Genomic DNA, 26335 nt, shown 5'->3' with positions numbered 1-26335 from the left:
GCCATGCTGCAGCCTATTTCAAAACTGATCGACTTTATCGCTCTTGCAAGCGCTCGGCTGGCGGAAATGGCGGCGGCAATCCTGGTAACCGCCATGGTATGGGAAGTGTTTGCCCGTTATGTTCTGCATGCCCCCACCGTCTGGGCCTTTGATGTGGCGTACATGATGAATGGGGCTATTTTTCTGCTGGGCATGGCCTGGGTGATGCGTCAGAACGAACACATCAGCATTGATGTGGTTCGCAAGCACTTGCCCAAGCCCCTGGCCCGTGTGTCTGACGTGCTCCTGTACCTGCTGGTGCTGTTTCCGCTGTTTGCCATCTTGAGCAAAGTCGGGATACACAAAGCCTGGATGGCCTGGAAGCTGAACGAGGTCGAAATGGTCAGCCCCTGGGCCCCGGTGATGTGGCCCTTCTACGCCTGCATTGCCATTGGCCTGATCGCCTTTACCTTGCAACTGCTGGCCCATGGCTTGCGCTGTGCGGTCAAAGAACAGAACACTGCTGACGTCGAGGTGAACCCATGAATTTATGGATCGCCGGACTGATGTTCCCTGCTCTGTTCCTGCTGATTTTTCAGGGCATGCCCGTGGCTTTTGCGCTGATCCTGCCCGCTTTTCTGGCCGGTTGGTACGCCTTTGGCCCCATGGTCTTTGACCAGATGTATGGTGCTTTGTATGGAGCGGCCACCAACCATATCCTGTCAGCGATTCCCATGTTTGTGCTGATGGGAGCCCTGCTGGAGCGCTCGGGCATTGCGGCACGCCTGTTTCGCACCATGCAGTTATGGCTGGGCGGCCTGCCAGGCGGGCTGGCCATTGCCACCATCGCCATGGCGGCGACCTTTGCCGCTGCAGCAGGCGTGGTTGGCGCGGTAGAAATTATGGTGGGGCTGATGGCCATCCCGGCCATGAAGCGCTTTCGCTACAACAACTCGCTGATCGCGGGCACGATCTGCGCCGGGGGTTCCCTGGGCACCATGATTCCTCCCTCGGTGGTCGCGGTCGTCTATGCCTCCCTGGCACAGGTTCCGGTTGGCGAGCTGTTTGCTGCCATGCTCTTTCCGGGCCTGTTGATGACCACGCTCTTTGTGGCCTATATCCTGATCGCCACCACCCTCAAGCCGGAGCTGGGCCCACGGGCAGATGACGAGGATATGCGCCGACCTTTAGGGGAAAAAATCAGTATCACAATGCGTGGTCTGGTTCCCATGATGCTGCTGATCATCGCTGTTCTGGGCTCCCTGATGAAAGGGATCGCATCACCCACCGAGGCCGCCGCCTTGGGCGCTGCCGCCGCCGCTGTTCTTTGTATCTTCTACCGTCAGTTCAACTGGGAAGTTTTCAGTGGAGCCTTGCGGATTACGGTACGCATTACGGCAATGATCATGCTGATCGTGGCGGGAGGCACCATGTTTACCGGCGCCTTCGCGGCCAATGGAGGTGCCAAGCTGGTACAGATGCTGACCAGCGACTTGGGACTGGGCAGTACAGGTACGATCATCCTGTTCCTGGGCATCGTCTTTCTGCTGGGCTTTGTACTGGACTGGACAGCGAACGTGCTGATTTGCGTTCCGCTTTTCCTGCCCTTTATTGTGGCAAGCGGGCTGGACCCCTTATGGTTTGGCGTGATGGTGATCGTTGTCATTCAGACCAGCTATCTGACACCGCCTCTGGCCTCTTCCATTTTCTACCTGCTGTCCATTGCCCCGAAAGACATGAGCTACGGACAAGTTTGTCGAGGTGTAGTGCCGTTTATTCTTGCTCAATTGCTGACCTTGCTGATCGTCGCCCTGTTTCCGGCGATTGCCACCTGGCTACCCCAGCAAGTATCCGGCTTTTAACGCAATTTTTATATTGGAGTCTCCGTGAGTAGCGCCCCCACCCCCTCTTCTCGTGCCGCTGAAATCGCCTATCAAGCGATTGAGCAGTTAATTGCCACTCTCAAACTGGAGCCTGGTCAGGCCATTGTAGAAAGTGATTTGGTGGAAATGACAGGTTTGGGACGCACCCCCTTGCGTGAAGCCCTGATGCGCATGGTGGCCTTGGGATTGATCGAGCAACAGCCCCGCCGCGGCCTGCGTGTCAGTGAAATCCGTGTGGCTGAACATCTGACTCTGATTGAAACGCGCCGTGTCCTGGAGCGCCTGATTGTGCAGGGCGCCGCCCGCTGGGCGACTCCAGCCCAGCGCAGCGCCTTGCTCGGTCACGCCCAGGCCATGGTGGATGCTGCCGACGCCAAGGATATCGACGCCTACATGCTAGCCGACCAGCATCTGGACGAAGTCATCCACCAGGCCTGTCGCAACACCTTTGCTGTGCAAGCGGTCACTCCCATGATCGTTCAGTGCCGACGGTTCTGGTACGCCTATCAATATGAAGGGGACCTGGAGGCCGGAGCCCAAGCTCATTTGACCCTGGCCGAAGGCATCCAGGATGGAAACCCCGAACAGGCCTTGCAGGGCTCCGAGACGCTGATGGCCTACCTCAGCGCCTTCACCCGCAAAGTCATTGAATAAACCGATAGATCAACTATTAATAATCTGGAGACATCATGAATCTGAACGGAATCCTCGTTCCCATCGTTACCCCCTTTGACGCCAACAACCAGTTAAACGAAGCTGCGCTGGAACGTCTGGTTGAGTGCTTTATTGAAGCCGGAGTAGGCGGTATCGTGGCTTGTGGAACCACGGGCGAATACTACGCGCTCAGTGCACAGGAGCGTCGCCGCGTGCTGGAGATTGTTGCCAGAACTGGCCGTGGCCGTACAACACTGATTGCCGGCGTGAACTCCATGTCGCCTGCCGAAGCCATCAGCCGAATCCGTGAAGCGGAAGAGCTAGGGTATAAGGCACTGATGCTCTCTCCCACCCCTTACAGCCTGCCCGGCCAGAATGAAGTGGTGGCGTATTTCAAGGAGGTCGCCGCGGCCACTGAACTGCCCATCGTCATGTACAACTTCCCGGCACGCATTGGCATCCAGATCGAGCTTGAATCCGTTTACGAACTGGCCAAGGTCAAGAACATTGTGGGCATCAAGGAGAGCAGCGGCAACTTCAGCCGGGTGGTTGCCATGGTCAATGCCAATCTGCCCGATTTCCAGGTTGTTTGTGGTTGCGATGACCAGGCAGCCGATTTCCTGTTCTGGGGAGTTCGTAGCTGGATCAGTGGCGGGGCCAATGTGTTTCCTGCCGAGCAGGTCCAAATGCTGAAAGCCGCCGAGCAAGGAGACTGGGACACGGTACGTCGCATGATGGCCGCCATGTTGCCCGCCATTGCCGCCATGGAGTCTGGCAACTACAACCAGAAAGCCAAACTGGGCTGCGTGCGTCACGGCATTGATGTCGGTTCGGTACGCTTGCCTCTGCTGCCAGTCGACGCGCAGGAACGAGATGACTTCCTGGCCCAGATCAACGCTTATCAAGTAGAACAGGAGGCTTGAATGCCCACGCAACAAGAGACTGTCTTTGAGTTGGCCCGCGCCGGAAAGCTGCACGCTTCCCATTTGATTCCTGGCTATCAAACCACGGCTTCGGCCCTGCTCGATAACGTCAGCCCTATCGACTTGGCCGTAATTGGCAAAATCGCTGCCGGCCAAGCCTCGGATGTAGAAGCGGCGGTCGCTGCCGCGCGCACAAGCTTTGAGTCCGGCGAGTGGTCTGAGTTGTCTCCGGCAGAACGCAAAAAAATCATGCTCAAATGGGTGGCCTTGCTGGAGCAACACGCCGAGGAACTGGCCGCACTTGATTGTGTGGACGCAGGCAAGCCCATTACTGAATGCCTGAACACCGACATGCCCGCCACCATCGATACCTTCAGCTGGTATGCAGAGACGGCCGATAAATGCTTTGGTCGAATTTCCCCAACCGGCTCCGACGCACTGGGTTTGATCACCAAGGAGCCCATTGGTGTGGTGGCGGCCGTCCTGCCCTGGAATTTCCCGGCTCAAATGTACGCCTGGAAAGTTGCCCCTGCGCTGGTGTGCGGCAACTCGGTCATTGTGAAACCGTCCGAGCTAACCAGCCTGAGCGCCTACCGCATGACACAGCTGGCACATCAGGCAGGCGTTCCCGCAGGAGCCCTGATCCTGATCACAGGCACAGGCGAGGAAGTCGGAGAGCCTTTAGGACGCCACGGGGACGTGGACATTGTGTCGTTTACCGGCTCCACCGAAGTGGGCCGCCTGTTCCTGAAGTATTCCGCAGAAAGCAATCTGAAGGAGGTCGTGCTGGAATGCGGCGGGAAAAGCCCCCAGGTCGTTTTTGAGGATGCCCTGCTGGACGAAGCAGTTCCGTCCATCCTGGCGGCCGCATTCTGGAACATGAGCGAAAACTGCAGCTGCGGCTCCCGCCTGATCGTACACAGCAGCCTGAAAGACACGCTGCTGCAAAAACTCAAACAGGGGCTAAGCTCCTGGAAAGTAGGTCTGCCTACGGACCCGGATGTGTCTATCGGGCCGATGGTAGAACAAGCGCACTTTGAAAAAGTGGCCAGCTTTCTGCAGAACCCCGGCAAAAACGCCAAGTTGGTTCATGGGGGGCGCATTCACAGTGACCTGGGCAGTGGTTGGTATATCGAGCCCACCATCTTCGATCACATCACCCCGGAAGACCGCCTGTTCCAGGAGGAAGTGTTCGGCCCCGTTCTGGCCATCACGACCTTCGAGACAGAAGAGCAAGCCATCGCCTTGGCAAACGATACCCAATATGGCCTGGCCGCCTCCCTCTACACGCTTGATGTACGGCGGGCGCAGCGTGTCTCGCGCAAAATCAAGGCAGGCACCGTTTCGGTAAATGGCTTTTCCGAAGGTGATATCACCGCGCCCTTTGGCGGCTTCAAACTGTCCGGTTTTGGCGGCAAGGACAAGGGAATGGAAGCCCTGGATCAGTACCAGCAAACCAAGGCCATCTGGTATGTGAACCAGTAAGCCACTGCTTGCATAGCCCCGGCATCAATCAACCGGGCGCTGCACACCGCCCCCCCCTTCCAGACTCCTGGGCATACAAGCGGGGGGTGGTTCTTACCACTGAGCTGCTCCGGTTTTTTGAGCAGGTATGACATCCTGCTTCCAGCCCTTGCCCTGCCCGCTCGGCATAGGGCGCTCACGGTGTAACACTAGCAATCAGCCCGCAGCAGACAGAACGACATTAGTAGAAAAAAGCCCCCCGCTCCAAAGGCACCGTCTTATCAGTACACACCCGTTTCAGCTCCTGTGCGAACAGCTTGTCCACCGGACGCTGCTGGCCGGCCACCCGCGTAAAAAGCGCGATAGGCGACAAGCCCCACTCAAAGGAGTACGGCACAATCGCCACGCCGGACACGCGCACCAGTTCTTCAGCAATTTCGGTCGGGACCACAGACACGGCACGGGAGTGATTCACGATCAGTTCACCGATCAGCTTGGGTGAAGAGGTTTCCACACTGGGCACCGGCTCCAACAAGCCTGCCCGCAAAAACAGATTCGCCACCTGCCGCCGCATCGGGGTATTGCGCGGTCCCAGAATCCAGTCCAGATCCTGCAATTGCGCCCAATCCAACTTGCGTCGGCCCAATCGCCCCGCCAGTTCCCGGCTGGCAATCAGGCGTGGTTGCTGCGCGTACAAGGCTTCATGGCGCAGCCCTTTCATATTCAAGTCCGGAGAGCTGCGCGCCACCACTGCATCCAAAGCGTGATCACGCAGTTGTTCCAGCAGCGTTTCCGTTAGCCCTTCGGTGATGCTGACGGACACGACCTGCCCTTGAGGGCGAGTTGCCCGCAAGGCCGTGGAAACCAGCTTGCCGGACACCAGGGGAATCACCCCCAGCCGCAAATGTGCTTGCCGCCCCATGCTGTGCGCCTGCAAGTCCAGACTCAACAACTCCATGTCCTGCACCATGGCCCGAGCACGTGAAATCACGATCTGCCCTTGCGCTGTTGCCTCCATACCACGCGATGAACGCAGGAATAGCGGTGTGCCAAAGACTTGCTCCACCTCGGCCAAGGCTTGAGTGACCGCAGGCTGAGTCATCGCCATTAAATCCGCCACTTTGGTCAGCGAGCCCAAGCGGTCGATTTCGATCAGCAGAGCCAGGTGACGCAACCTGAGTCGTTGTACCAGGCGATGGGCGATATCGTTTGTTTCCAAGCCTTTACCCCTATCTATAAGCATTTACTAATAGGGCAATAATAAGCCCTAATACTGCGGACTGTTTAATTATCTACACTTGTTGAAAGCCGGCGCTGGCGCACTATTCGCCACGCCTTCCCTGGATTTCACCAAACACCTGTTTGGCGCCTGAGCAAGAGGACACGATGAGTTCACCTGTAGATCGACAAGCCGCCCTGGATTACCACGAGTTCCCCATTCCCGGCAAAGTCACCATTGCCGCGACCAAACCCCTGGTCAGCCAACGTGACCTGGGCCTGGCCTATTCCCCTGGTGTTGCTGCCGCCTGCGAAGAAATCGTGGTCGACCCGAAAAACGCCTTCCGCTACACCGGCCGGGGCAATCTGGTGGGCGTGATCTCCAACGGTACCGCTGTGCTGGGTCTAGGCAATATTGGTGCCCTGGCCTCCAAACCCGTGATGGAAGGCAAGGCCGTTCTGTTCAAGAAATTTGCTGGCCTGGACGTGTTTGACATCGAGATCAACGAAACCGATCCCGACAAGCTGGTGGATATCATCGCCGGTCTGGAGCCCACCTTCGGTGGCATCAACCTGGAAGACATCAAGGCACCCGAGTGTTTTGAAGTGGAGCGCAAGCTGCGCGAACGCATGAACATCCCCGTCTTTCACGACGACCAGCACGGTACCGCCATTTGCGTGACGGCGGCTTTCCTGAACGGCCTGAAAGTGGTCGGCAAAGATATCAAGAAGATCAAGGTTGTGACCTCCGGTGCCGGTGCGGCCGCGCTGGCTTGCCTGGACTTGATGGTGGACATGGGCCTGCCCGAAGAAAATGTCTGGGTCACCGACATTGACGGCGTAGTCTACAAAGGCCGCCCTGGTCACCAGGTTCCTGAACTGGCCCGTTTCGCCAAAGAAACCGAAGCACGCAAGCTGGCTGATGTCATCGAAAATGCTGACGTGTTCGTGGGCCTGTCCGCCGGTGGCGTACTGAAAGCTGAAATGCTGCAGAAAATGGCAGACCGTCCCTTCGTGATGGCGCTGGCCAACCCCACCCCCGAAATTTTGCCTGAAGTCGCCAAAGCCGCTCGCGATGACGTCATCATGGCAACCGGCCGTTCGGACTTCCCGAATCAGGTCAACAACGTGCTGTGCTTCCCCTACATCTTCCGCGGTGCGCTGGATGTGGGCGCCACCACGATTACCCGTGGCATGGAAAAAGCTGCTGCCCGCGCGATTGCGGCTCTGGCTGAAGAAGAGCAAGACGAAGCCGTGGCCGCAGCCTACGGTGGTTACGGCCTGAGCTTTGGCCCCGACTACCTGATTCCCAAGCCATTCGACCCACGTCTGATCGTGCGCATCGCCCCCGCCGTGGCTCAAGCCGCCATGGAAGAAGGCGTGGCAACCCGCCCTATCGCTGACCTGGAAGGCTACATCGCCAAGCTGCAACAGTTTGTCTACCACTCCGGCGCATTCATGAAGCCCGTGTTTGCCGTAGCCAAGCAATTGGTGCGCGAAGGCGGCAAGGCTCGCATCGTCTTTACCGAAGGTGAAGAAGAACGTGTGCTGCGTGCCGTGCAAGTGATTGTGGACGAGAAGCTGGCCCACCCGATTCTGGTTGGCCGCCCTGCCGTGCTGCTGTCCCGCATCAAGAAATTTGGTCTGCGCCTGCGCTTGGGCGTGGATGTGGAAGTGACCAACCCCGAGTCTGACGACCGTTTCCACCAGTACTGGACCACCTACTGGGAAAAAATGTGCCGTCGCGGTATCAGCAAGGAAATGGCTCGCGTGGAAATGCGTCGCCGCCTGACCCTGATTGGCTCGACCATGGTGCACCTGGGTGATGCCGACGGCATGATCTGCGGCACGATCGGTTCCTACCACAACCACCTGCGCTACATCGACGAGATGATCGGTCGCAAACCCGACTCCAGCGTGTACGCCGCCATGAACATCCTGCTGCTGGGCGAGCGCACCGTTGCCCTGACTGACACGCACGTCAACGACGACCCGAACGCACAGGAAATTGCGGAATACACGATTGAAGCCGCCCGTATGTTGAGCACGCTGAGCCTGGAACCCAAGGTCGCCCTGCTGTCGCGCTCCAACTTCGGTTCGGACTCGGCCGCTTCCGGTCCCAAGATGCGCGAGGCCCTGAAGCTGATTCAGGAACAGGCTCCCGAGCTGCAAGTGGACGGCGAAATGCACGCCGACTGCGCGCTGGACGAAGCCCTGCGCAGCCGCACCTTGCCTAACTCTTCGCTGAAAGGCTCGGCCAACCTGCTGGTCTGCCCGAACGTGGACGCTGGCAATATCAGCTACAACCTGCTGAAGACTGCTGCCGGCAGCAACGTGGCCATCGGTCCTTTCCTGATGGGCGCCAATGCTCCTGTACACATCCTGACTTACAGCTCGACCGTGCGCCGCATCATTAATATGACGGCCTTGACCGTGCTGCAAGCCAATCGTGGCTAGGCCTTGGGGCTGAAATGAAAAACCGGCCTGTGCAGGCCGGTTTTTTTATAGCTAACATTTAAAGTCCAAGGCTTATTCCAGCTTGATATTGCCTTTCTTGACCACGTCGTGGGCCCAGTCGTACTGCTCCTTGATTTCCTTGGCGAACTCTTCAGGCGAATTACCCGACGGTGTTGCCCCCTGCTTTTCCAGAGCCGAAATAATTTCGGGTTTCTTCAAGGCTTCCGCAGCAGCGGCATGCAGCTTGGCAACGATTTCAGGCGGCGTACCCTTGGGAGCCAGCAGACCATACCAGGCCGGGCTGTTCAGCTGCGGGTAGCCTTCTTCAGCCAGGGTCGGCACATCTTTCAGAGCAGGCAGGCGCTCGGGCCAGGCAATAGCCAATGCGCGCAAGTTGCCAGCCTGGATCTGGGCCATGGACGAAGGCAGGTTATCAAACATGGCATTGATCTGGCCACCGACCGCATCCGTTACAGCCGGGCCGGCACCACGGTAAGGAACGTGCACGATGTCGGTGCCAGTTTCCAGCTTGAAGGCTTCGCCAAACAAGTGCAGCACCGAGCAAGTGCCCGAGCTGCCGTAAGAATACTTACCTGGATTGTCTTTCAGTTGCTGCACGAACTCCTTGAAGTTCTGTGCCGGGAATTTGGGGTTCACCTCGATCACGTTGGGCAGGTTGGCAAAGTTGCTGACCGGCACAAAGTCTTTCAAGGGGTCGTAAGGCAAATCATTGGGGCGGCAAGCGGGATTTACTGCCAGAGTCGAAATGGTGGCAATTGACAAGGTATAGCCGTCAGGTTTGGCGCGAGCCGCTTCTGCCGCTCCAATAGCGCCACCGGCACCACCCTTGTTTTCTACCACCATGGACTGGCCCAGCACTTCGCTCATGCCCTTGGTCACAATGCGCGCCACAATATCGGTGGAGCCGCCTGGCGCAAAAGGAACAATGACGCGAATCGCTTGATTCGGATAATCCGCTTGAGCATGAGCGACATTAGCCGTGCCGATCATGGACAAACTTGCACAAAGGGATAGCAGCGCAAATTTCTTGGGAAACTTCTCTATCATGGGAACATCTCCTCTTTAGTCTTTTTGTAGATCCATCCCCTGGGTAAGGGGAACTAACCAATAATAGCGCAGCTAATCCCCATCAATTGTTAATTCTGAAAGCAGATACCTACAGGGGATATACCTATATCTGCTTCTATTTACCCTCATCATGGCCACAATATTCCCGCTGATTCTGCCCGACTTCCTGTTAATTGCACTGGGGGCTTTACTGCTGCATCGCTTTCATTTCAGCCGGGATTTTTTCCAGGGTGCGGAGAAGCTAGTCTATTACGTCCTGTTTCCAGCCCTGCTGTTTGATTCCATTACCCGCATTCCGCTCAATCTGGGCGATACCTGGCCTTTATTGGTCGCTGCGGCTGTTTTAATTGCCGTAGGCACGGTTCTGGCCTGGCTGGCCCTGCCCATTCTGAAACCCGAACATTTGCAGCACGCGGCCCTGACTCAATGCGCCTTTCGCTTCAATACCTATTTGGGGATGTCTCTGGCCAGTGCGATTGCCGGGCCATCGGGTGTCGCTATCATGGCTTTGCTGGTGGGCTTTTCTGTTCCCATGGCCAATATGGTGGCAGTGACCGTGCTGGCGCGGGGGCAGCAAGGCCGTATCGCCATCGAGCTGCTTAAAAATCCCCTGATTCTGTCTACTGTTGCTGCACTGGCCTGGAATCTGGCTGGTTTGTCCGTACCAGGCCCGGTTCAATTGGCCTTTAGCCGCTTGGGGGCTTGTGCCTTGGGGATTGGTTTGTTGTGTGTAGGCGCCACCTTGTCCCTGCAAGGCTCGCGGCGTGCGGGGGCCTTGATCGGCTGGATTACGGCCATCAAGCTGCTGGCTTTGCCCTTGGCGGCGCTGGCGATTGCCTGGGTGTTGGATATGAGCACATTGGAGCGCCAGATGTTACTGGTATTTGCTGCCCTGCCTACGGCCTCTTCTGCCCACGTACTGGCTGCCCGCATGGGAGCCGATAGCCGTCTGGTCGCGCTGACCATGTCGATCGGCACTATACTAGCGGGCTTGACCATTCCATTGTGGTTATCCCTCGCTACCTGATCCAAGCCTATGAATCCGCAAGCTTTAACCCTGTCCTTGCCTGACGAGGACGCTACCACCGCCTTGGCCGAGCGCCTTGCCCCGCTGCTAAGCGGTCAGGTTCCCGGTGTGCCTGTGGGTGGCCGAATTCATCTTCATGGTGACCTGGGCGCCGGTAAAACCCACTTTGTTCGGGCCCTGTTACGGGCTTGTGGCGTTACCGGTCGTATCAAAAGTCCTAGCTACGCTTTGCTTGAAAGTTATAAAGTTTCTAGCTTATACTTCTATCATCTTGATTTTTATAGATTTAGCGATCCACGAGAATGGGTCGACGCAGGTTTTCGCGATATTTTGCAAGACAATGCTGTTGTGCTGATCGAATGGCCCGAAAAAGCAGGGGATTTATTGCCCGAGCCCGATCTGGATTTACACCTGGATTATTGCGGTGACGGTCGTTTGGCCACCCTGGATGCACGCAGCGCCAAAGGAACGCTATGGATTACGACACTCGCCCCCAGCCTGCAGAAGTAGCCCCAGCCGGCAAGGCCCGTCGCCGATTCGTCGCCACGGCCACCACCCTGTTCCTGCTTCCCGTCATACCGCGGCTGGCGAACGCCAGCACCATCGTGGCCGTCCGTACCTGGCCGGCAGACGAATACACCCGCGTCACCCTGGAAATGGATAGCGAGCTCAAGGCCGAGCACTTCACACTGGAAAACCCCCATCGCATGGTGGTGGACATCCAGGGCCTGACCATGAACCGCACCATCGAGGAGCTGGTTTCCAAGGTCCGCCCCAATGACCCCTACATTCGCTCCGTGCGCGTGGGCCAGAACCGCCCCGACGTCGTGCGTCTGGTGCTGGATCTGAAACAGGCCGTCGCTCCCCAGATTTTTACGCTCAAGCCCGTTGGCGAATACAAGTACCGTCTGGTGCTGGACTTGTACCCGCGTGTGGCGCAAGACCCGCTGCTGGCCTTGCAAATTCAGGACGATAACGACCCCCTGGCTTCCGTCCTGGAAAGCCTGGCTCAAAACTCGCCTGACGCGCCTGTCCCTACGGTACAAGGGCAAACCTTGCCGCCCGTCGCTCGTACGCCGCCTCCTGTCACGACTCCACCGCGCTCCCCTTCGCCTGCAGCCACGCCGGGTACTCCCAATCGTCCTTTGCTGATTGCGCTGGACCCCGGCCACGGTGGAGAGGACCCCGGTGCCATCGGCCCCGGTGGGACCCGTGAAAAAGATGTGGTGCTGAATATCGCCCGCCGCTTGAAGCGTCTGATTGATGCTCAGCCCAATATGCGTACTTATTTGACGCGTGATTCGGACTTCTTCGTGCCGCTGCAAGTGCGTGTGCAAAAAGCCCGTCGGGTGAAAGCCGACCTGTTCATCAGTATTCACGCTGACGCCTGGATCAAGCCTAGTGCGCGTGGCTCGTCTATCTACGCCCTGTCTCAAAACGGTGCCACCAGCTCGGCTGCTCGGTGGCTGGCCAAGAAAGAGAACGATGCTGACTTGATCGGTGGTCTGAACCTGGGTTCCCACAACCGTCAGGTCGCACAGATTCTGCTGGACCTGTCCACAGCCGCACAGATTAACGATTCGGTGAAAGTGGGTTCGCGCCTGCTGGGCGAGATCGGCAAGATCAACCGCCTGCACAAGCGCAATGTTGAACGCGCTGGTTTTGCTGTGCTGAAAGCACCGGATATTCCATCGATTCTGATCGAAACGGCATTTATCAGTAATCCGGAAGAAGAGCGTCTGCTACGTAGTTCTTCGCATCAGGACAAGATTGCCCAAGCCATTCTGACCGGCATCCGGGGATATTTTGCCGAGTTTCCGGCACTGGCCAGCCGTAGCTAACTATCTGCTTGGTTCGATGAAAAAAGCGCAGCAAAAATGCTGCGCTTTTTTGTTTCCGTAGAGTCTGAGGCTGTTCGAAAAAGAGAGCATCTTTGGGCAAGGACCTGTTTGCACCTGAATCGGCATGGCCTTTTCTTGAGGGGGAGCCGCTAGTCTGCAGGCGAGTCAGGGTTCTGGCCGCAGGCTCTTGAGCTATCCAGGATACAAGCCCCGTGCTGTTTGAGCGCGACGCTTATAGCTCGTCCGGGGGACGAGCTATCGCGCGAGTTCACGGGGCGCCTGGATAGCTCAAGAGACAAGGGTACCCGTGCGCAGCACGGGCCAGGGCCCCGCCTGCAGACTAGCGGCTCCCCCTCAAGAAAACTGAGGCATTCTTTGCTAAAGGCTGAAACAGAGGCGGCTTTTTCAAAAATACGGAGAGTGCCAATAGTTACCTTGAACACTTGAACACTTGAACACTTGAACACTTGAACACTTGAACACTTGAACACTTGAACACTTGAACCCAGATTTTGCGACGGCTTTTACCCCCTCGCCAACAACAGCGATATCTGACAGGTTCCCGAAATAAAAAAGGACGCCTATTGGCGTCCTTTCCTTAACCTTTAACAAGCAAACAATCCGATCTCAAATCCTACAAAGTCGCATCACCCTTGCTCTTGCGCTTGAAGATCTTCCACAAGGCCCCAGCCACAACAGGCACTGCCGCTGCCGCAATACCAATCAGCACAATGGTGTTCAAATGCGCCTTGATGAAAGGCACATTACCAAAGAAGTAGCCCAGGGTAATCAAGCTGCAAATCCACAGTACCGCGCCAGTAATGTTGTACATCTGAAAGCGCATGGCATTCATATGGCCCACGCCCGCTACAAAAGGCGCAAAAGTACGGAACAAAGGCAGGAAGCGGGAAATGACAATGGTCTTGCCACCATGCTTTTCATAAAAAGCATGGGTTTTGACCAGCGCACGACGATCCAGGAATCGGGATTCCTGGGTAAAGACTTTCGGACCTATATACCGCCCCACGTGATAGTTCACGGTGTTACCCAGCACGGCTGCCACGATCAGCAGGCCGCCCAGCATGACCGGGTCCAACATGCCCGAAGCGCCAAAGGCTCCGGCAATAAACAGCAGGGAATCGCCCGGCAGGAAGGGCAAAACCACAAGCCCAGTCTCGCCAAATATAATCAAGAACAGAACAAGATAAATCCAGGCTCCATACTGCTCGACCCACACACCCAGGTACTGGTCAATATGAAGGATCATGCTGAGTAAATCGGGCATAGTTCCACACCAAAATAACAATCCAGCCAGTCCGATACTGGCCAGACCGACACCATAGAGCAAGCGGTTAAAATAAGCCGCTACCGTTTGAAACCCGTTGAACGTGTAATGTTCAACCCTGAATACACACAAGGCCAGCCGCCCTATGTCATCAAGACGCCGTATTATCCCACTCCCGGACCTGCTTGTAAGCCAAATTGCAGCCGGTGAAGTTATCGAGCGCCCGGCATCTGTCCTGAAGGAACTGCTGGAAAACGCGATTGATGCCGGAGCCAGTGCCATCGAGATTCGTCTGGACGGCGGCGGCATACGCCGCATCTCTGTCAGCGACGATGGCCACGGCATCACCCAGGAAGAATTGCCCCTGGCGCTGCTGCAACATGCCACCAGCAAGATTCGCTCGCTGGAAGAACTGGAGTCCGTGGCCTCCATGGGCTTTCGGGGTGAAGCCCTGCCCTCAATTGCCTCGGTAGCCCGCCTGACGATCAACTCGCGCACTCAGGACGACCCGCACGCCTGGGAGTACTCACTGGGTCAAGGCGAACCCCAGCCCGCCTCCGGGCAAATTGGCACGCATGTGGATGTACGTCAGCTATTTGACGAAATCCCTGCCCGTCGCAAGTTCCTGCGTACAGAAGGCACGGAGTACGGCCATTGCGTGACCGCGCTGGAGCGCATTGCCCTGGCACAGCCGCAGATCGCTTTCCGACTGTTTCACAATGACAAGCCCCAACGCCACTGGCGCAGCGGCACGCTGGAACAGCGTCTGCTGGATATTTTGGGCAAAGAGTTTATTGAACAAAGCCTACCCGTTGCCCAGGAACAGGGGCTGATCAGCTTGCGCGGTCTGGTGATTCACCCCGCCCATGCTCGCCCCAGTGCAGATAAACAGTTCCTGTTCGTGAATGGCCGTTTTGTACGCGACCGCACCGTCTCGCACGCCATACGCAGTGCCTATGCCGATGTACTGCATGGAGATCGCCAGCCTGCCTATGCCTTGTTTCTGGACATTGCCCCATCCACGCTGGATGTGAACGTACACCCCGCCAAGCACGAGGTTCGCTTCCGTGACAGCGGTGCCGTCTACCGCTTTGTGCTGCAGTCTGTCGGACAAACCTTGGCGCAAGGCAGCATGGCCGGCGAAACGCCTGTTGCCGCCATGCCTTTACCTGAAGGCGCTACCCAGCCTCCTATAACGGGCACACCCTACCCTTCGGCCACGCCTGGCGCACCCAGCAGCTCCTACACCAGCAGCGAACCCGCCATGCCGTATAGCCATCCGGCCCGTCAAGGTTGGCAATCCAGTTTCAGCCTGCGCGAGCCATCTGGAGGCGGCAATGTCGACTGGAAAAGCATGTATCGCCCGATTGAACCTGCTCCCAGCAACACGCCTGTCACCAGCTATCAAAGCGAGGCAGACAGCACAACGGACGAATTTCCCTTGGGCATGGCCCTGGGCCAGTTGCACGGCATCTATATTCTGTCCGAAACCCGTCAGGGCATGATTCTGGTGGACATGCACGCCGCACATGAACGCGTGGTCTACGAACAATTGAAGCAGGCTCTGGATGGCCGCGAACTGCCTCGTCAGGATCTGCTGGTGCCGGTCGTATTCAGTTGCTCGGAAAGTGATATCGCCTTGCTGGATGAGCATCAGGAAACCCTGGCCGATCTGGGCCTGAGCATGAACCCGGCAGGCCCCACCACCATGGCCGTGCGTGCCGTCCCCGCCCTCCTGGCCCAAGGCGACATCGAATCGCTGGCCCGTGCCGTACTGCGCGATCTGGCTCAGGTAGGCTCGTCACGCCACCTGGATGAGCAACGCAACGAACTGCTCTCCACCATGGCCTGCCACGGCGCCGTACGCGCCAATCGTCGCCTGAGCATCCCCGAGATGAACGCTCTGCTTCGCAAGATGGAACAAACTGACCGGGCCGACCTGTGTAATCACGGTCGCCCCACCTGGTTCCAATGGAAGCTCAGCGAGCTGGACAAACTTTTTATGCGTGGACAATGAACGATTTACCCATTCTGTGCCTGGCTGGCCCGACGGCCAGTGGCAAAAGCGCAAGCACGCATATCCTGGCGCAACACTGGCCGATTGAAGTGATTGTGATGGACTCGGCCACGATTTACCGTGACATGGACATTGGCACCGCCAAACCCAGCGCCGAAGAACAAGCCGCTATCCCCCACCACTTGCTGGATATACGCGACCCGGTAGAGAGTTACTCAGCCGCAGAGTTCGCCACCGACGCAACCCGTCTTATTCAAGAAATCCGGGCGCGCGGGCATTACCCTGTGCTATGTGGCGGCACCATGCTGTATTACAAAGCCTTGCGCGAAGGCTTGAACGATTTACCGCAGGCAGACCCTGCCATTCGCCAGCAACTGGATGAGCGTGCCCAGGAAATTGGCTGGCCCGGCATGCACGAGGAACTGACCCGCATCGACCCGGTGACGGCTGCCCGACTGGCTCCCCGCGACAGCCAGCGCATTCAACGTGCGCTGGAGATTTTCCATATCAGCGGCAAGACCATGAGCGACTGGCTCAAGGACAAAGCCCAGCCGCAAGAAGAGAGCCACCAATACGTCACCATGAGCCTGGAGCCAGAAGATAGATCCTGGCTGCATAAGCGCATTGCGGCTCGCTATCACGACATGATCGAACAAGGACTGCTGCAGGAGGTGGAGAAGCTGTACCAGCGCCCTGATTTGCATCCCGGTCTGCCCTCCATTCGCTGTGTGGGCTATCGGCAACTGTGGTCGTATCTGGACGGCGAAGTCAGTCTGGACGTGGCGATCGAACAGGCGATTGCCGCGACTCGCCAGCTAGCCAAACGTCAATTGACCTGGCTACGCTCCGAACCCGAGCGTCTGCAATTCAACTGCCAGAGCCCGCAAGCCGCCGAGCAGATTGTGCAAGCGGCACGCCAGATCTGGCCAGCCTGATACACCAGGCTCGCTCGTAGGAACGGCCCCTTGACGGCCGGATAGTATCCGACTGCCAAGGGGCCGTTCAAAGAGACCGTTTTTTTACCCGAAACGCCTCTTATACCGAAGCGCCGCTCAGCTTGGGCAAAACTTTGGTGCGCATGGCCAGGTATTGGAACGCGCCACCCAACAAGGCACCAATCAGCCAGCCGTAACCCGCCATATTCGCCAGCGCAGGCACCCAGACGGTCGCTACCGAGAACACCGCCGCCAGGAAGAAAGCGGCCATTGCACGCTTGTTCCAGCCGTTCTGGAAGTAGTAGGTACCGCTTTCTGCCAGGCTGAACAGATCCGACACCACGACACGCTGTTTGCGGATCAAGTAGAAGTCCACAATCATGATGCCGTACAAGGGAGCCAGCAAGGCGCCCAAGGTATCCACAAAACCCGTAATGCCGATAGCGCTGATCAAGGGCAGCCACAAGGCACCGATAAAGAAAGCAATTACGGCTGTCAGAATGCCGCCCATTTTGGCAGAGATCAGCTCGGGCTTGAGGTTGGCCAAATCAAAGGCCGGTGGAATAAAGTTCGCCACCAGGTTGATACCCACGGTTGCGGCAAAGAAGGTCAAAGCCGCGATCACGGTCAAAGCCAAACTATCGACGCGATCCACAATATCGGTAGGGTTGGTCAAGGTTTCGCCAAACAACACAGCTGTACCGGCGGTAATGAACAAGGCCAGGAAGGAGAACACGGCCAGGCTGACAGGCAAGCCCATGAAGTTACCGATACGCATGCTGCGCTCGTCTTTCACAAAGCGCGAGAAGTCGCCGTAGTTGATCACAACGGCAGCAAAGTACGCCACCATGGTTCCTACTACCGCGCCAAAGGCCATCAAGGGTCCGCCTTCGTAAGAGCCTTTACCAGCAAAGATCTCGCCCACTTTGTCGAGCAAACCACCGCCAGCCTTGTACCAGATCACGGCCAGCAAGGCGAACATCACCAGATACACCAACGGGCCCGCCCAGTTCAGGAAGCGCGTAATCCACTTCATGCCCATCAGGAAAATACCCAGCTGCAGGATGCAAACCACCACGTAAGACACCCAGCCCACCCAATCCAGCCCCAGGAACAAGGCCCCGCCGGGATGATCCAGCAAGGCATTGAACAACAGCGCCAAGGCCGTGGAGGCAAAGTAGGTCTGCACGCCATACCAGAAGATAGCCACAATCCCACGCACCAAGGCCGGGAATTTGGCGCCCTTCACCCCCATGCTGATACGGGCAATCACAGGATAGGGAACGCCATACAGCACGCTGGGTTTACCGCTCAGGTTCACCAGTCCCATCACAATAAAACCGGCCAGCAAGATACCAGCAAATACGGCCCAACCATTCAAACCATAAGAAATGAACAAGGTGGCGGCCAAGGTGTAGCCAAACAGACTTTGAATATCGTTAGACCAGACGTTGAAAATCTCGAACCAGCCCCACAAGCGTTTTTGTCGTGGCAAAGGCGCCAAGTCTTCGTTGTGCAAAGCAGGATGCGGGTCTTTCAAAGATAAATCGCTGTGCTCCATTTTCTTCCCCCTAAGAAATTGCTTCTAACATTTCAGCTGAAATTTCTATGTGCTTGCCGCTACTGTAGGAGCCTTGCTGATCGGGGAACATTATGGAATGTACGAGTAATACCTAAATTCGGATTAGCTCGAAAAACGACATAATCAAATCCATATAATATTTATTTGAAAATCAAATACATCAGATTCGATGCGGTAATACAGGGCAATTCAAAGCAGGATGCAGGAATAAAAAAAGCCAGCTTGATGAGCCGGCTTTTTTACTGACGGAAAGATCAGAGGTTTTTAGACCACTTCAGTCTGTGCCTGACCTTCCTGACGCTCCAGGATTTCACCCAATTGGTAAACGGTTTCGCCTTGCTCGGACAAGGTGGCGCTAATGGCGTCTGCCTTGTCTGCAGGAACAATGATGATCATGCCGATACCGCAGTTGAACACACGGTACATTTCTTCGTCGGCCACGTTACCGTTGCTTTGCAACCACTGGAACAAGGCAGGCATGGTCCAGGAATCGCGCTTCAGACGGGCAGTCAAGTGCTTTTGCAGGATGCGGGGCACGTTTTCCAGCAAGCCGCCGCCGGTGATGTGAGCCAGGCCCTTGATGTCCGCACCGTGGGCAGCCAAGGCAGCCAGCACGGATTTCACGTAGATGCGGGTGGGTTCCATGACCACGTCAGCCAAAGGACGGCCATCAAGCTCGTCGGTAGGCTTGGCGTTGGCGTGCTTGAGAATCTTGCGAATCAGGGAGTAACCGTTGGAGTGGGCACCGCTGGAAGCCAGACCCAGAACCACGTCACCAGGAACAATGGACTTGCCATCGATAATGCGCGATTTTTCTACCGCTCCCACTGCAAAACCGGCCAGGTCGTACTCGCCTTCGGGGTACATGCCGGGCATCTCTGCCGTTTCACCACCGATCAGGGCACAAGCGGACAGTTCACAACCCTTGGCAATGCCGCCAACTACTTGAGCAGCCGTGTCGACCGACAGCTTGCCGCAGGCAAAGTAATCCAGAAAGTACAAGGGTTCTGCGCCCTGGACTAGAATGTCGTTGACACTCATGGCTACCAGGTCTATACCCACAGTGTCGTGGCGCTGCCAGTCAAATGCCAGGCGTAGTTTGGTACCAACACCGTCGGTGCCAGACACCAGAACGGGCTCTTTAAGGTGGGTAGGCACTTCAAACAAAGCGCCAAAGCCTCCGATTCCAGCCATGACGCCTGCACGCATGGTTTTGGCAGCCAGTGGTTTAATACGATCGACCAGGGCATCGCCCGCGTCGATATCCACGCCTGCATCGCGGTAGGTCAAGGAAACAGAAGTAGTGTTTTTCATGGGAAAAGCCGTGGGATATGTGAAAATTGCGAGTTGGACGAAATTGTACGACACATGACCGAGCAACTGATTCTGGATATATCTCCAGCACCGCCTGCCTCTTTGGACAACTTTGTTGCCGGAGCGAATCAGGCTGCGTTGCAGGCTCTGCGTCAGTGCAGTCCAGGACGCGCGGTTTACCTGTGGGGACCGCCCGGCGCAGGTCGAACACATCTGCTGCGGGCGATGGCCAGTCAAGACGACAGCCGCTATTTTAGTTCAGATACACCCTCCCAGCCCATCTTTGACATCGCTACCGATGACAAAGCCCCTCCCAGCCTCTTGGCCATCGACGATATCGAACGTTTTGACGAGCACGGACAGGCTGCCGTATTTGCACTGTACAATCGCTGGCGCGAGTCGGCCACCCGGCCAGACGCCTTCACGCTGCTGGTCTCCGGCGACCGGGCCCCCAAAACCATGTCCGTGCGCGAGGACTTGCGCACACGCCTGGGCTGGGACCTGGTATTCAGGCTGGAATACCTGTCGGACGCCCACCGGGCCGAAGCCATGCAACAGCGAGCCGCTGCCCGCGGTCTGCAGCTGCAAGCGGAAGTGCTCAGCTGGATACTGACTCACTACGATCGCGATATGAACCGCTTGAGCGCACTGATCGATGCGCTGGACAATTATTCACTGGTAAAGAAACGCCCCATCACTTTACCCCTGCTCAAAGAACTTCTGGCCAACAGCCAGACCCAATCTTCTAGTTGAGTCATGACTGCTTCTTCTTTTATTGCCCTGTTTGATCTGGACCACACTCTGCTTCCTTTAGATAGCGATTACCAGTGGGCTGACTTCCTGGCCCGTACCGGCCGCGTCGGTGACCCCGCTGAAGCCATTCGTCTGAATGAAGACCTGATGGAACGCTATAACCAGGGATTGCTGACGGCCGAGGAATCGGCCGAATTCATGTTGGGCCTGCTCACCAATGCCAGCCAGGAAGAGTTACTGGCCTGGCAGGACGAATTCATGCAGGCCGTGATCCTGCCCTCGATCAGCCCCGCTGCACGCGAACTGTTGGCCCAGCATCAGGACCAGGGCCATCTGGTGGCAATCGTGACCGCTACCAACGAATTTGTGACACGCCCCATTGCTGCGGCATTGGGCGTAGACCACCTGATCGCCACCACCCCCGAGATGAAAGACGGCCGCTACACCGGCAAGATCAGCGGCGTGCCCAGCTTTCAGGCTGGCAAGATCACCCGTGTAGAACAGTGGCTGCAAACCATGGGCAAAACTTTGGCCGACTTCGAGCGCAGCTGGTTTTACAGCGATTCGCCCAACGATCTGCCCCTGATGGAAGTGGTGACCGACCCCGTGGCAACCAACCCCAGCGACAAGCTGCGTGCCGTGGCCACCGAACGCAATTGGGTCGTCATCGATTTGTTCGCTGACATGATGGACAGCAAATCGTAAAATCAGACGCATGCTCAAGCGAACAATAAAAACATTTGTCGACCGGCTGCTCAAACCAGCCAAAAGCGCGCGTCCCAAAGGGCCGCGCCGCTACACACGAGAAGAACATGGCATAGACCGGCGTCTGGTCTCGCGTCATGCCATCAAAGTGTGCGAGGTCCTGAACCACGAAGGCTATCAAGCCTATGTCGTGGGCGGCGCAGTGCGCGATTTGCTGGTGGGCCTGGAGCCCAAGGACTTTGACGTGGCAACCAACGCCACACCCGAGCAAATCCGCCCCCTGTTCCGTCGTGCCCGCATCATTGGCCGTCGCTTCCGCCTGGTTCACGTGGTGTTTGGCCAGGAAATCATCGAAACCTCGACCTTCCGGGCCGATGATAGCGGCAAGCAAACGGACGAACATGGCCGCATCCTGCGCGACAACGAGTACGGCACCATCGAAGACGATGCCGCACGCCGCGACTTCACACTGAACGCGCTGTACTACGATCCCCTGACTGAAACCGTCATCGACTACCACAACGGGGTAGCCGATCTGAAAGACCGTCAGGTACGCATTATTGGTGATGCGGAAACCCGCTATCGCGAAGACCCGGTGCGCATGCTGCGTGCCGTGCGCTTTGCCTCCAAGCTGGATGCCACCATCGAACCGGCAACGGATGCGCCCATTCGTTCCTTGTCGCGTCTGATCGAGAACGTCCCCGAGTCCCGTCTGGCTGACGAAACACTCAAGCTGCTGAACTGCGGCCATGCCATGGATTGCATCCAGCGCCTGCAGGCGCTGGGTCTGCACAGCAAGCTCTTGCCCATGGTGGAACCGGTTCAACGCCTGCCCGGTGGCTCTGAATTCCTGGATATGGCCCTGGCCCGCACCGACACCCGCGTTCGTGCTGGCAAATCGGTCAGCCCCAGCTTTATCTATGCCTGCCTGCTCTGGAAGCTGGTCAAGCAAGAATGGGAACGACGCAGTGCCCAGGACATGCATCCCCAGCAAGCCTTGCTGGAAGCCGCCGACCTGATCCTGGAAAAACAAAGCCGCATCATGCCGATTCAAAAGCGCTTCCAGTCGGATATGCGCGAAATCTGGTTCATGCAGCCCCGTTTTGAGCGCATCGCCAATCGCGCTATCTGGCGCATGACGGAACAACCTCGTTTCCGTGCCGCTGTGGATTTTTTACAACTACGCGCCGAAGCCAAAGAGGTGGATAGCGTGCAGGCGCAGTGGTGGATGGATCTGGCCGATGCCGGTGACGAAGAACGCAGCAATATGATTGCCGTGCGCAAACCTACTGGCACCGCCGCTACCGGCTCGCGCAGCGGTCAGCGCCGTACCCGCCGCCGTCGCTCCAACGCCAAGCGCAGCAACGCAACGGGTGGAAGCGAATCGTGATTCCAGGCAGCACCACCGTTTTCGTCGCCATGGGCGCAAATCTGGGCGAAGCACGACAAACCCTGGAAACAGCAGCGGCTGAACTGGCCGCTACTGCTGGCATCCAGGATCTGACGCTGGCCCATTTCTACAGCACGGCTCCTGTCGATTCCAGCGGTCCGGATTACGTCAATACTGTCGTTCGCTTTTCCTGCACCCTGGCTCCCGAGACCTTGCTGGACCGTCTGCAACACATCGAGCAAGAGCACGGCCGCACGCGCCTGTACCGTAATGCCCCCCGTACCCTGGATCTGGACTTGCTGCTTTACGGGCAAGAGCAGATCAACACAGAGCGGCTGATCGTACCCCACCCCCGCATGCATGAACGTGCTTTTGTGCTGGTACCGCTGGCTGATCTGGCTCCTGAACTTGAACTGGCCCAAGGCCACATGAGCGAGTTGTTGATCAACGTGCAAGATCAGGAAATCAAGCGGCTGAGCTGATACCCGCTGCCAGGCCCCCGTCCATAGCGGGGCCTGCCGCCAGCCGCCATCCCATTTGCAAGACCTGAGCAATACTGCTGACAATTTCCTCGCGGCGGGCCGCAGAGTCCACACGCAGCGCATACGAAGGATGCCAAGCTGCAATTACCCACGTCTGCCCTAAAAGAAACGGCTTGGCCAAATACTGAGCAAGCGGCACTTGGGTTCCCAGCAAAGCAGTCAAGGCCGTCGCTCCCAAGGTGACGATGACAGCAGGTTCAAGACGCGCCAGCTCTTCTTGTAACCAGTGCCCACATGCCTGCACTTCGGTTGGAGAGGGGCTGACATGCAAACGCTGCTTGCCTCGCCCTTTCCATTTGAAATGCTTGACGGCATTGCTCAGATACAGCGCATTGCGTTCAATACCGGCACGCTGCAAAGCCTGATCCAGAACCCGCCCTGCAGGACCGACAAAGACACGCCCTGCCAAATCCTCGTAATCACCGGGTTGCTCGCCCAGCAACATCATGCGCGCTGTTGCCGGGCCTTCTCCCGGCACGGCTTGCGTAGCATGCTCCCAAAGGCCGCAGCGACGACAGGCTTCCAGTACAGACGGTTCACTGCGGTAAGGCTGTGCGCTGTGGGCCTCCACCGCGACTGACTTGCCCGGCATCCGGGCTACCGCACTAAACTGCCCCACTCGCCGGGCGCCATTACGTGCCTCGCTAATCATGGCGGGAATCAAGCTGGCTTCGGGCAGGCCTTTCCAGAATCGCACTGGCATGCTCTGCTGCAAAGCGGTTTCATTCAGCCGCGCGGGATTGAAAATGCTTTGGTAATAGCGCAGCCACAAGGCCTCCACCTGATCATCGGCCGGGCCCACCCGTAACGCCTCTATATTGTCGGGGGCATCCAGCAGCTGCAGATTCTGACCATCCCACAATGCAAGCCCTTGCGGCGTCGCGATACACCACGACGTGCCCCCCATGCGTTTGGAGAAATAGTCCGCAATCCACTCCAGCACATCATGCTCGGGTTCAAACCAGGCCCAGTACTCGGGCTGCATGCCCTTGCCACAATGGCGGAACCGTACATAAGCCATCATGTCGTGTTTTTCCTTACGTACCGCTTTGGCCATCTCGTACAAACGGGCACCATCTTCGTCTGCTACCGACTCCACACTGCGATCACCCTGATGCCAGCGCCACAGGACACGGTAAAGTAAAGCCCAACGCGCCGGCGCACGACACAGGGCCGCATCCTGCAGCAAGGCAGCCAGCCCTTTGGAAATACGCACAGACACACTGGAAACGGGCTGCTGCGCCTGGGGCTCTTGCAAGGAAACAGGCGGGGAAAGCGGCGTATGGATTGCTTCATACTCCAGCCCGATTTGCTGCCCTTGCCGCCCCGAATCCGGGCTTGCTTCTGCCCAACAAAGCTCCTCCGGCGACCAGCCCTCGGCCAAAGCGCGTAATGCCTGCTCGCGCCAGGCCAGATAACCGCCGTTCACCGTTAGAGTCATCATGACTGTTGGCTCCTGCTGCCAGAAAGAAGCAAGGTCGTCACACAAGGAGGATTCATAGCAAGCTCAGTTGCTGCGGATTGCTCGAGAGCATGCGTCGCAGCTTGTCTGACGCAGCCTCAGCAAGGCCGGGACGGTAATCCTGGACCACTACAAACGGCTGCAATGTTTTGATGGAACACCGCAAACGGATCAAGTCCTGATATCGGATCGCCCGCATCTGACGAAGCTCGACCAGGCGCTTGGCATTGCGTATGCCTATACCCGGAACACGCGCAATCAGACGCTCGGGCGCCCGATTCAGATCTACCGGAAAAACCGCTCGATTGGACAAGGCCCACGACAGCTTGGGATCAATGTCCAAGGGTAAATCGCCCTTATCCTGAAACAGCTCCTCGGCCCGGAAACCGTAGCTACGCAGCAGGAAATCGGCCTGATACAAACGATGCTCCCGCAAGAGCGGCGGCGGCTGGGCTGGCAGCGCCGACGAACTGTCCGGGATGGGGCTGAATGCCGAGTAATACACCCGCTTGAGCTTGTAGGCTCCGTACAAGGTCTGCGCCGTTTGCAGGATATTGCGGTCATCCGCTGCATCCGCACCGACAATCATTTGTGTACTTTGCCCGGCAGGCACTTTAGGCCGCTTCTCCTCCTGAGCCTGTTCCTGGGACAGACGAATGACGCCCATGGCGCGCTTGATCGTATGCCCACTTTTCTCGGGCGCAAGACGGCTCAGGCCAGCGTCTGTGGGAAGCTCGATGTTGACGCTGAGGCGGTCTGCATAAAGACCAGCCAACGTAATCAGCTGGGGATCTGCATCAGGAATGGTTTTAAGGTGGATATAGCCGCGAAAATGGTGATCTTCGCGCAAGGAGCGCGCCACCTCGACCAGGCTCTCCATGGTGTAGTCCGAACTTCGTATGATGCCCGAGCTCAGGAACAGACCGTCTATATAGTTACGCCGATAAAAATCCAGCGTCAGATCAACCACTTCAGCAGGCCGAAAACGCGCGCGTGGCACGTTGCTGGAGCGCCGGTTCACGCAATACAGGCAGTCATACTGACAAAAATTGGTCAGCAGTATTTTGAGCAGCGAAACGCAGCGCCCGTCAGGCGTGAAGCTATGACAGATGCCGGCCCCCGTACTGGCCCCAAGACCCGTACGCCCACGGGAATCCCGTTTGGGCGCGGCACTGCTGGCGCAAGAGGCATCGTACTTTGCCGCGTCGGCCAGAATTTCGAGTTTGCGCGATAGCTCCATGATCGAAATACTGTATATAAAAACAGCATTATACAGTTTTCGCTCAAGGCGTCACTTATCCAGAAAACGTTCAAAGAGGGCAAGCGGCCTGGCCTGTCCGGCAAAGGACAAGCCAGGCAAACCAGTTCAAGCTAAAGGATCACGCGTCCAAAAGCTTGATCAAGGCCTCTTGATGATTGGATCGAGCTTCCAGCAATTGCCGCCCTTCTTCGGTCAACATGGCTATCAGGGGAGCGGGGAAAGGGGAAGGAGTCTGCGTCGTTTGCGGGATGGCTTGGACTAATCCCAGCGACTGTAATTGTTCAAAAACTGCTTGTTTCTTGTGCCAGGGGGTTTGGCGTAAGCGCACGAGCTCAAGAGTGTTCCAGATTGTGGGGTTGAGCTGCGGAATAGTGATGGAGCGCTGAAGTTGCGTCATACAAGGCCCTTAATTAAGACCACCCATACCGACGTTGTGTGCCCATAAGGGAGGTCAGCCAGAAAGCATCCCTATACCGTACAACATAACGATGTACAGAATATTTCAAGGAGTTCTGACAGACATCGTCGCAGCGCTCCTCCAAGACTCCAATAAG

The 26335-nt window shown here is 57.2% G+C and carries 24 protein-coding genes; 16 read left to right on the top strand and 8 right to left on the bottom strand.

Annotated elements, in window-relative coordinates:
- Nucleotides 1-3: 3 nt before the first annotated feature.
- The 5 genes from NIZ92_RS04300 to NIZ92_RS04280 are packed head-to-tail and all read left to right on the top strand — an operon-like array spanning nt 4 to nt 4924.
- Nucleotides 4-525 carry a TRAP transporter small permease subunit gene (locus tag NIZ92_RS04300; RefSeq protein WP_254002750.1) on the top strand — a complete coding sequence of 174 codons (522 nt, stop codon included), beginning with the start codon at nt 4-6 and terminating at the stop codon, nt 523-525.
- Complete coding sequence (locus NIZ92_RS04295; protein WP_254002749.1) at nt 522-1841, top strand: TRAP transporter large permease subunit; 1320 nt, start codon at nt 522-524, stop codon at nt 1839-1841. Before NIZ92_RS04300 ends, NIZ92_RS04295 begins: the two co-directional genes overlap by 4 nt.
- A gap of 24 nt (nt 1842-1865) precedes the next feature.
- Nucleotides 1866-2516: a GntR family transcriptional regulator gene (locus NIZ92_RS04290; protein WP_035271006.1), complete on the top strand. Its 651-nt coding sequence runs from the start codon at nt 1866-1868 to the stop codon at nt 2514-2516.
- A 35-nt stretch (nt 2517-2551) separates the two neighbouring features.
- A complete protein-coding gene (gene dapA / locus NIZ92_RS04285) occupies nt 2552-3439 on the top strand; it encodes a 4-hydroxy-tetrahydrodipicolinate synthase (RefSeq protein WP_254002748.1) in 888 nt (295 codons plus the stop codon).
- Nucleotides 3440-4924: an aldehyde dehydrogenase gene (locus NIZ92_RS04280; protein ID WP_254002747.1), complete on the top strand. Its 1485-nt coding sequence runs from the start codon at nt 3440-3442 to the stop codon at nt 4922-4924.
- 220 nt (nt 4925-5144) lie between these two features.
- Here the strand turns inward: NIZ92_RS04280 and NIZ92_RS04275 are convergent, their stop codons facing one another.
- Nucleotides 5145-6146 (bottom strand): LysR substrate-binding domain-containing protein, encoded by a 1002-nt coding sequence (locus NIZ92_RS04275; protein ID WP_083054089.1) that lies wholly within the window; start codon nt 6144-6146, stop codon nt 5145-5147.
- A 143-nt stretch (nt 6147-6289) separates the two neighbouring features.
- Between NIZ92_RS04275 and NIZ92_RS04270 the strand changes: the two genes are divergently transcribed.
- Nucleotides 6290-8578, top strand: a complete 2289-nt coding sequence (locus NIZ92_RS04270) for an NADP-dependent malic enzyme (RefSeq protein ID WP_035271015.1) — start codon at nt 6290-6292, stop codon at nt 8576-8578.
- Nucleotides 8579-8650: 72 nt separating this feature from the next.
- Here the strand turns inward: NIZ92_RS04270 and NIZ92_RS04265 are convergent, their stop codons facing one another.
- Nucleotides 8651-9589 (bottom strand): tripartite tricarboxylate transporter substrate binding protein BugE, encoded by a 939-nt coding sequence (locus tag NIZ92_RS04265; protein WP_022983479.1) that lies wholly within the window; start codon nt 9587-9589, stop codon nt 8651-8653.
- Nucleotides 9590-9797: 208 nt separating this feature from the next.
- Between NIZ92_RS04265 and NIZ92_RS04260 the strand changes: the two genes are divergently transcribed.
- The 3 genes from NIZ92_RS04260 to NIZ92_RS04250 are packed head-to-tail and all read left to right on the top strand — an operon-like array spanning nt 9798 to nt 12535.
- Nucleotides 9798-10694: an AEC family transporter gene (locus NIZ92_RS04260; protein ID WP_254002746.1), complete on the top strand. Its 897-nt coding sequence runs from the start codon at nt 9798-9800 to the stop codon at nt 10692-10694.
- A gap of 9 nt (nt 10695-10703) precedes the next feature.
- Nucleotides 10704-11204, top strand: a complete 501-nt coding sequence (locus NIZ92_RS04255; protein WP_009461285.1) for a bifunctional alanine racemase/tRNA (adenosine(37)-N6)-threonylcarbamoyltransferase complex ATPase subunit type 1 TsaE — start codon at nt 10704-10706, stop codon at nt 11202-11204.
- Nucleotides 11168-12535 (top strand): N-acetylmuramoyl-L-alanine amidase, encoded by a 1368-nt coding sequence (locus tag NIZ92_RS04250; protein ID WP_009461284.1) that lies wholly within the window; start codon nt 11168-11170, stop codon nt 12533-12535. The genes NIZ92_RS04255 and NIZ92_RS04250 overlap by 37 nt, the downstream gene beginning before the upstream one ends.
- A gap of 634 nt (nt 12536-13169) precedes the next feature.
- On the opposite strand, the gene NIZ92_RS04245 is transcribed toward NIZ92_RS04250, so the two are convergent.
- Complete coding sequence (locus tag NIZ92_RS04245) at nt 13170-13820, bottom strand: VTT domain-containing protein (RefSeq protein ID WP_026485215.1); 651 nt, start codon at nt 13818-13820, stop codon at nt 13170-13172.
- A gap of 145 nt (nt 13821-13965) precedes the next feature.
- Here NIZ92_RS04245 and mutL point away from each other — a divergent pair, with 145 nt between their 5' ends.
- Together mutL and miaA are read left to right on the top strand one after the other, a co-directional pair.
- Nucleotides 13966-15837: a DNA mismatch repair endonuclease MutL gene (gene mutL, locus NIZ92_RS04240; RefSeq protein WP_254002745.1), complete on the top strand. Its 1872-nt coding sequence runs from the start codon at nt 13966-13968 to the stop codon at nt 15835-15837.
- The gene (miaA, locus tag NIZ92_RS04235; protein WP_035271024.1) at nt 15834-16772 is read left to right on the top strand and encodes a tRNA (adenosine(37)-N6)-dimethylallyltransferase MiaA; all 939 of its coding nucleotides are present in this window, start codon (nt 15834-15836) and stop codon (nt 16770-16772) included. The genes mutL and miaA overlap by 4 nt, the downstream gene beginning before the upstream one ends.
- 100 nt (nt 16773-16872) lie before the next feature.
- On the opposite strand, the gene NIZ92_RS04230 is transcribed toward miaA, so the two are convergent.
- Nucleotides 16873-18333, bottom strand: coding sequence for an NCS1 family nucleobase:cation symporter-1 (locus NIZ92_RS04230; RefSeq protein ID WP_226348900.1), 1461 nt, complete (start codon nt 18331-18333; stop codon nt 16873-16875).
- A 165-nt stretch (nt 18334-18498) separates the two neighbouring features.
- Between NIZ92_RS04230 and NIZ92_RS19670 the strand changes: the two genes are divergently transcribed.
- Nucleotides 18499-18600 carry a hypothetical protein gene (locus NIZ92_RS19670; protein WP_367881690.1) on the top strand — a complete coding sequence of 34 codons (102 nt, stop codon included), beginning with the start codon at nt 18499-18501 and terminating at the stop codon, nt 18598-18600.
- A gap of 18 nt (nt 18601-18618) precedes the next feature.
- Here the strand turns inward: NIZ92_RS19670 and purM are convergent, their stop codons facing one another.
- Complete coding sequence (purM, locus tag NIZ92_RS04225) at nt 18619-19668, bottom strand: phosphoribosylformylglycinamidine cyclo-ligase (RefSeq protein ID WP_022983476.1); 1050 nt, start codon at nt 19666-19668, stop codon at nt 18619-18621.
- Between the two features lie 54 nt (nt 19669-19722).
- On the opposite strand from purM, the gene hda reads away from it, so the two are divergent.
- Genes hda through folK form a run of 4 tightly spaced genes read left to right on the top strand, consistent with a single transcriptional unit; the run spans nt 19723 to nt 22998 of the window.
- Nucleotides 19723-20421, top strand: coding sequence for a DnaA regulatory inactivator Hda (hda, locus tag NIZ92_RS04220; protein WP_022983475.1), 699 nt, complete (start codon nt 19723-19725; stop codon nt 20419-20421).
- Nucleotides 20422-20424: 3 nt separating this feature from the next.
- Nucleotides 20425-21126 (top strand): HAD family phosphatase, encoded by a 702-nt coding sequence (locus NIZ92_RS04215; protein ID WP_009461280.1) that lies wholly within the window; start codon nt 20425-20427, stop codon nt 21124-21126.
- A gap of 10 nt (nt 21127-21136) precedes the next feature.
- The gene (gene pcnB / locus NIZ92_RS04210) at nt 21137-22516 is read left to right on the top strand and encodes a polynucleotide adenylyltransferase PcnB (RefSeq protein ID WP_254002744.1); all 1380 of its coding nucleotides are present in this window, start codon (nt 21137-21139) and stop codon (nt 22514-22516) included.
- Between the two features lie 29 nt (nt 22517-22545).
- Nucleotides 22546-22998 carry a 2-amino-4-hydroxy-6-hydroxymethyldihydropteridine diphosphokinase gene (gene folK, locus NIZ92_RS04205; RefSeq protein WP_254003202.1) on the top strand — a complete coding sequence of 151 codons (453 nt, stop codon included), beginning with the start codon at nt 22546-22548 and terminating at the stop codon, nt 22996-22998.
- Here the strand turns inward: folK and NIZ92_RS04200 are convergent.
- From NIZ92_RS04200 to NIZ92_RS04190, 3 genes are all read right to left on the bottom strand, one after another.
- Nucleotides 22982-24502, bottom strand: coding sequence for a UdgX family uracil-DNA binding protein (locus tag NIZ92_RS04200; protein WP_254002743.1), 1521 nt, complete (start codon nt 24500-24502; stop codon nt 22982-22984). The two genes, folK and NIZ92_RS04200, sit on opposite strands and share 17 nt — an antisense overlap.
- 52 nt (nt 24503-24554) lie before the next feature.
- Nucleotides 24555-25760 (bottom strand): putative DNA modification/repair radical SAM protein, encoded by a 1206-nt coding sequence (locus NIZ92_RS04195; RefSeq protein WP_009461276.1) that lies wholly within the window; start codon nt 25758-25760, stop codon nt 24555-24557.
- Between the two features lie 139 nt (nt 25761-25899).
- A complete protein-coding gene (locus NIZ92_RS04190) occupies nt 25900-26178 on the bottom strand; it encodes a hypothetical protein (RefSeq protein ID WP_022983473.1) in 279 nt (92 codons plus the stop codon).
- Nucleotides 26179-26335: the final 157 nt, after the last annotated feature.

Origin of the sequence: Alcaligenes sp. 1735tsa3 (genome assembly GCF_024134565.1) — a bacterium.
GTDB classification, from domain to species: domain Bacteria; phylum Pseudomonadota; class Gammaproteobacteria; order Burkholderiales; family Burkholderiaceae_B; genus Alcaligenes; species Alcaligenes phenolicus.
The sequence above is the reverse complement of the archived record's forward strand: the minus strand, read 5'-3'. Positions and strand labels throughout refer to the sequence as shown.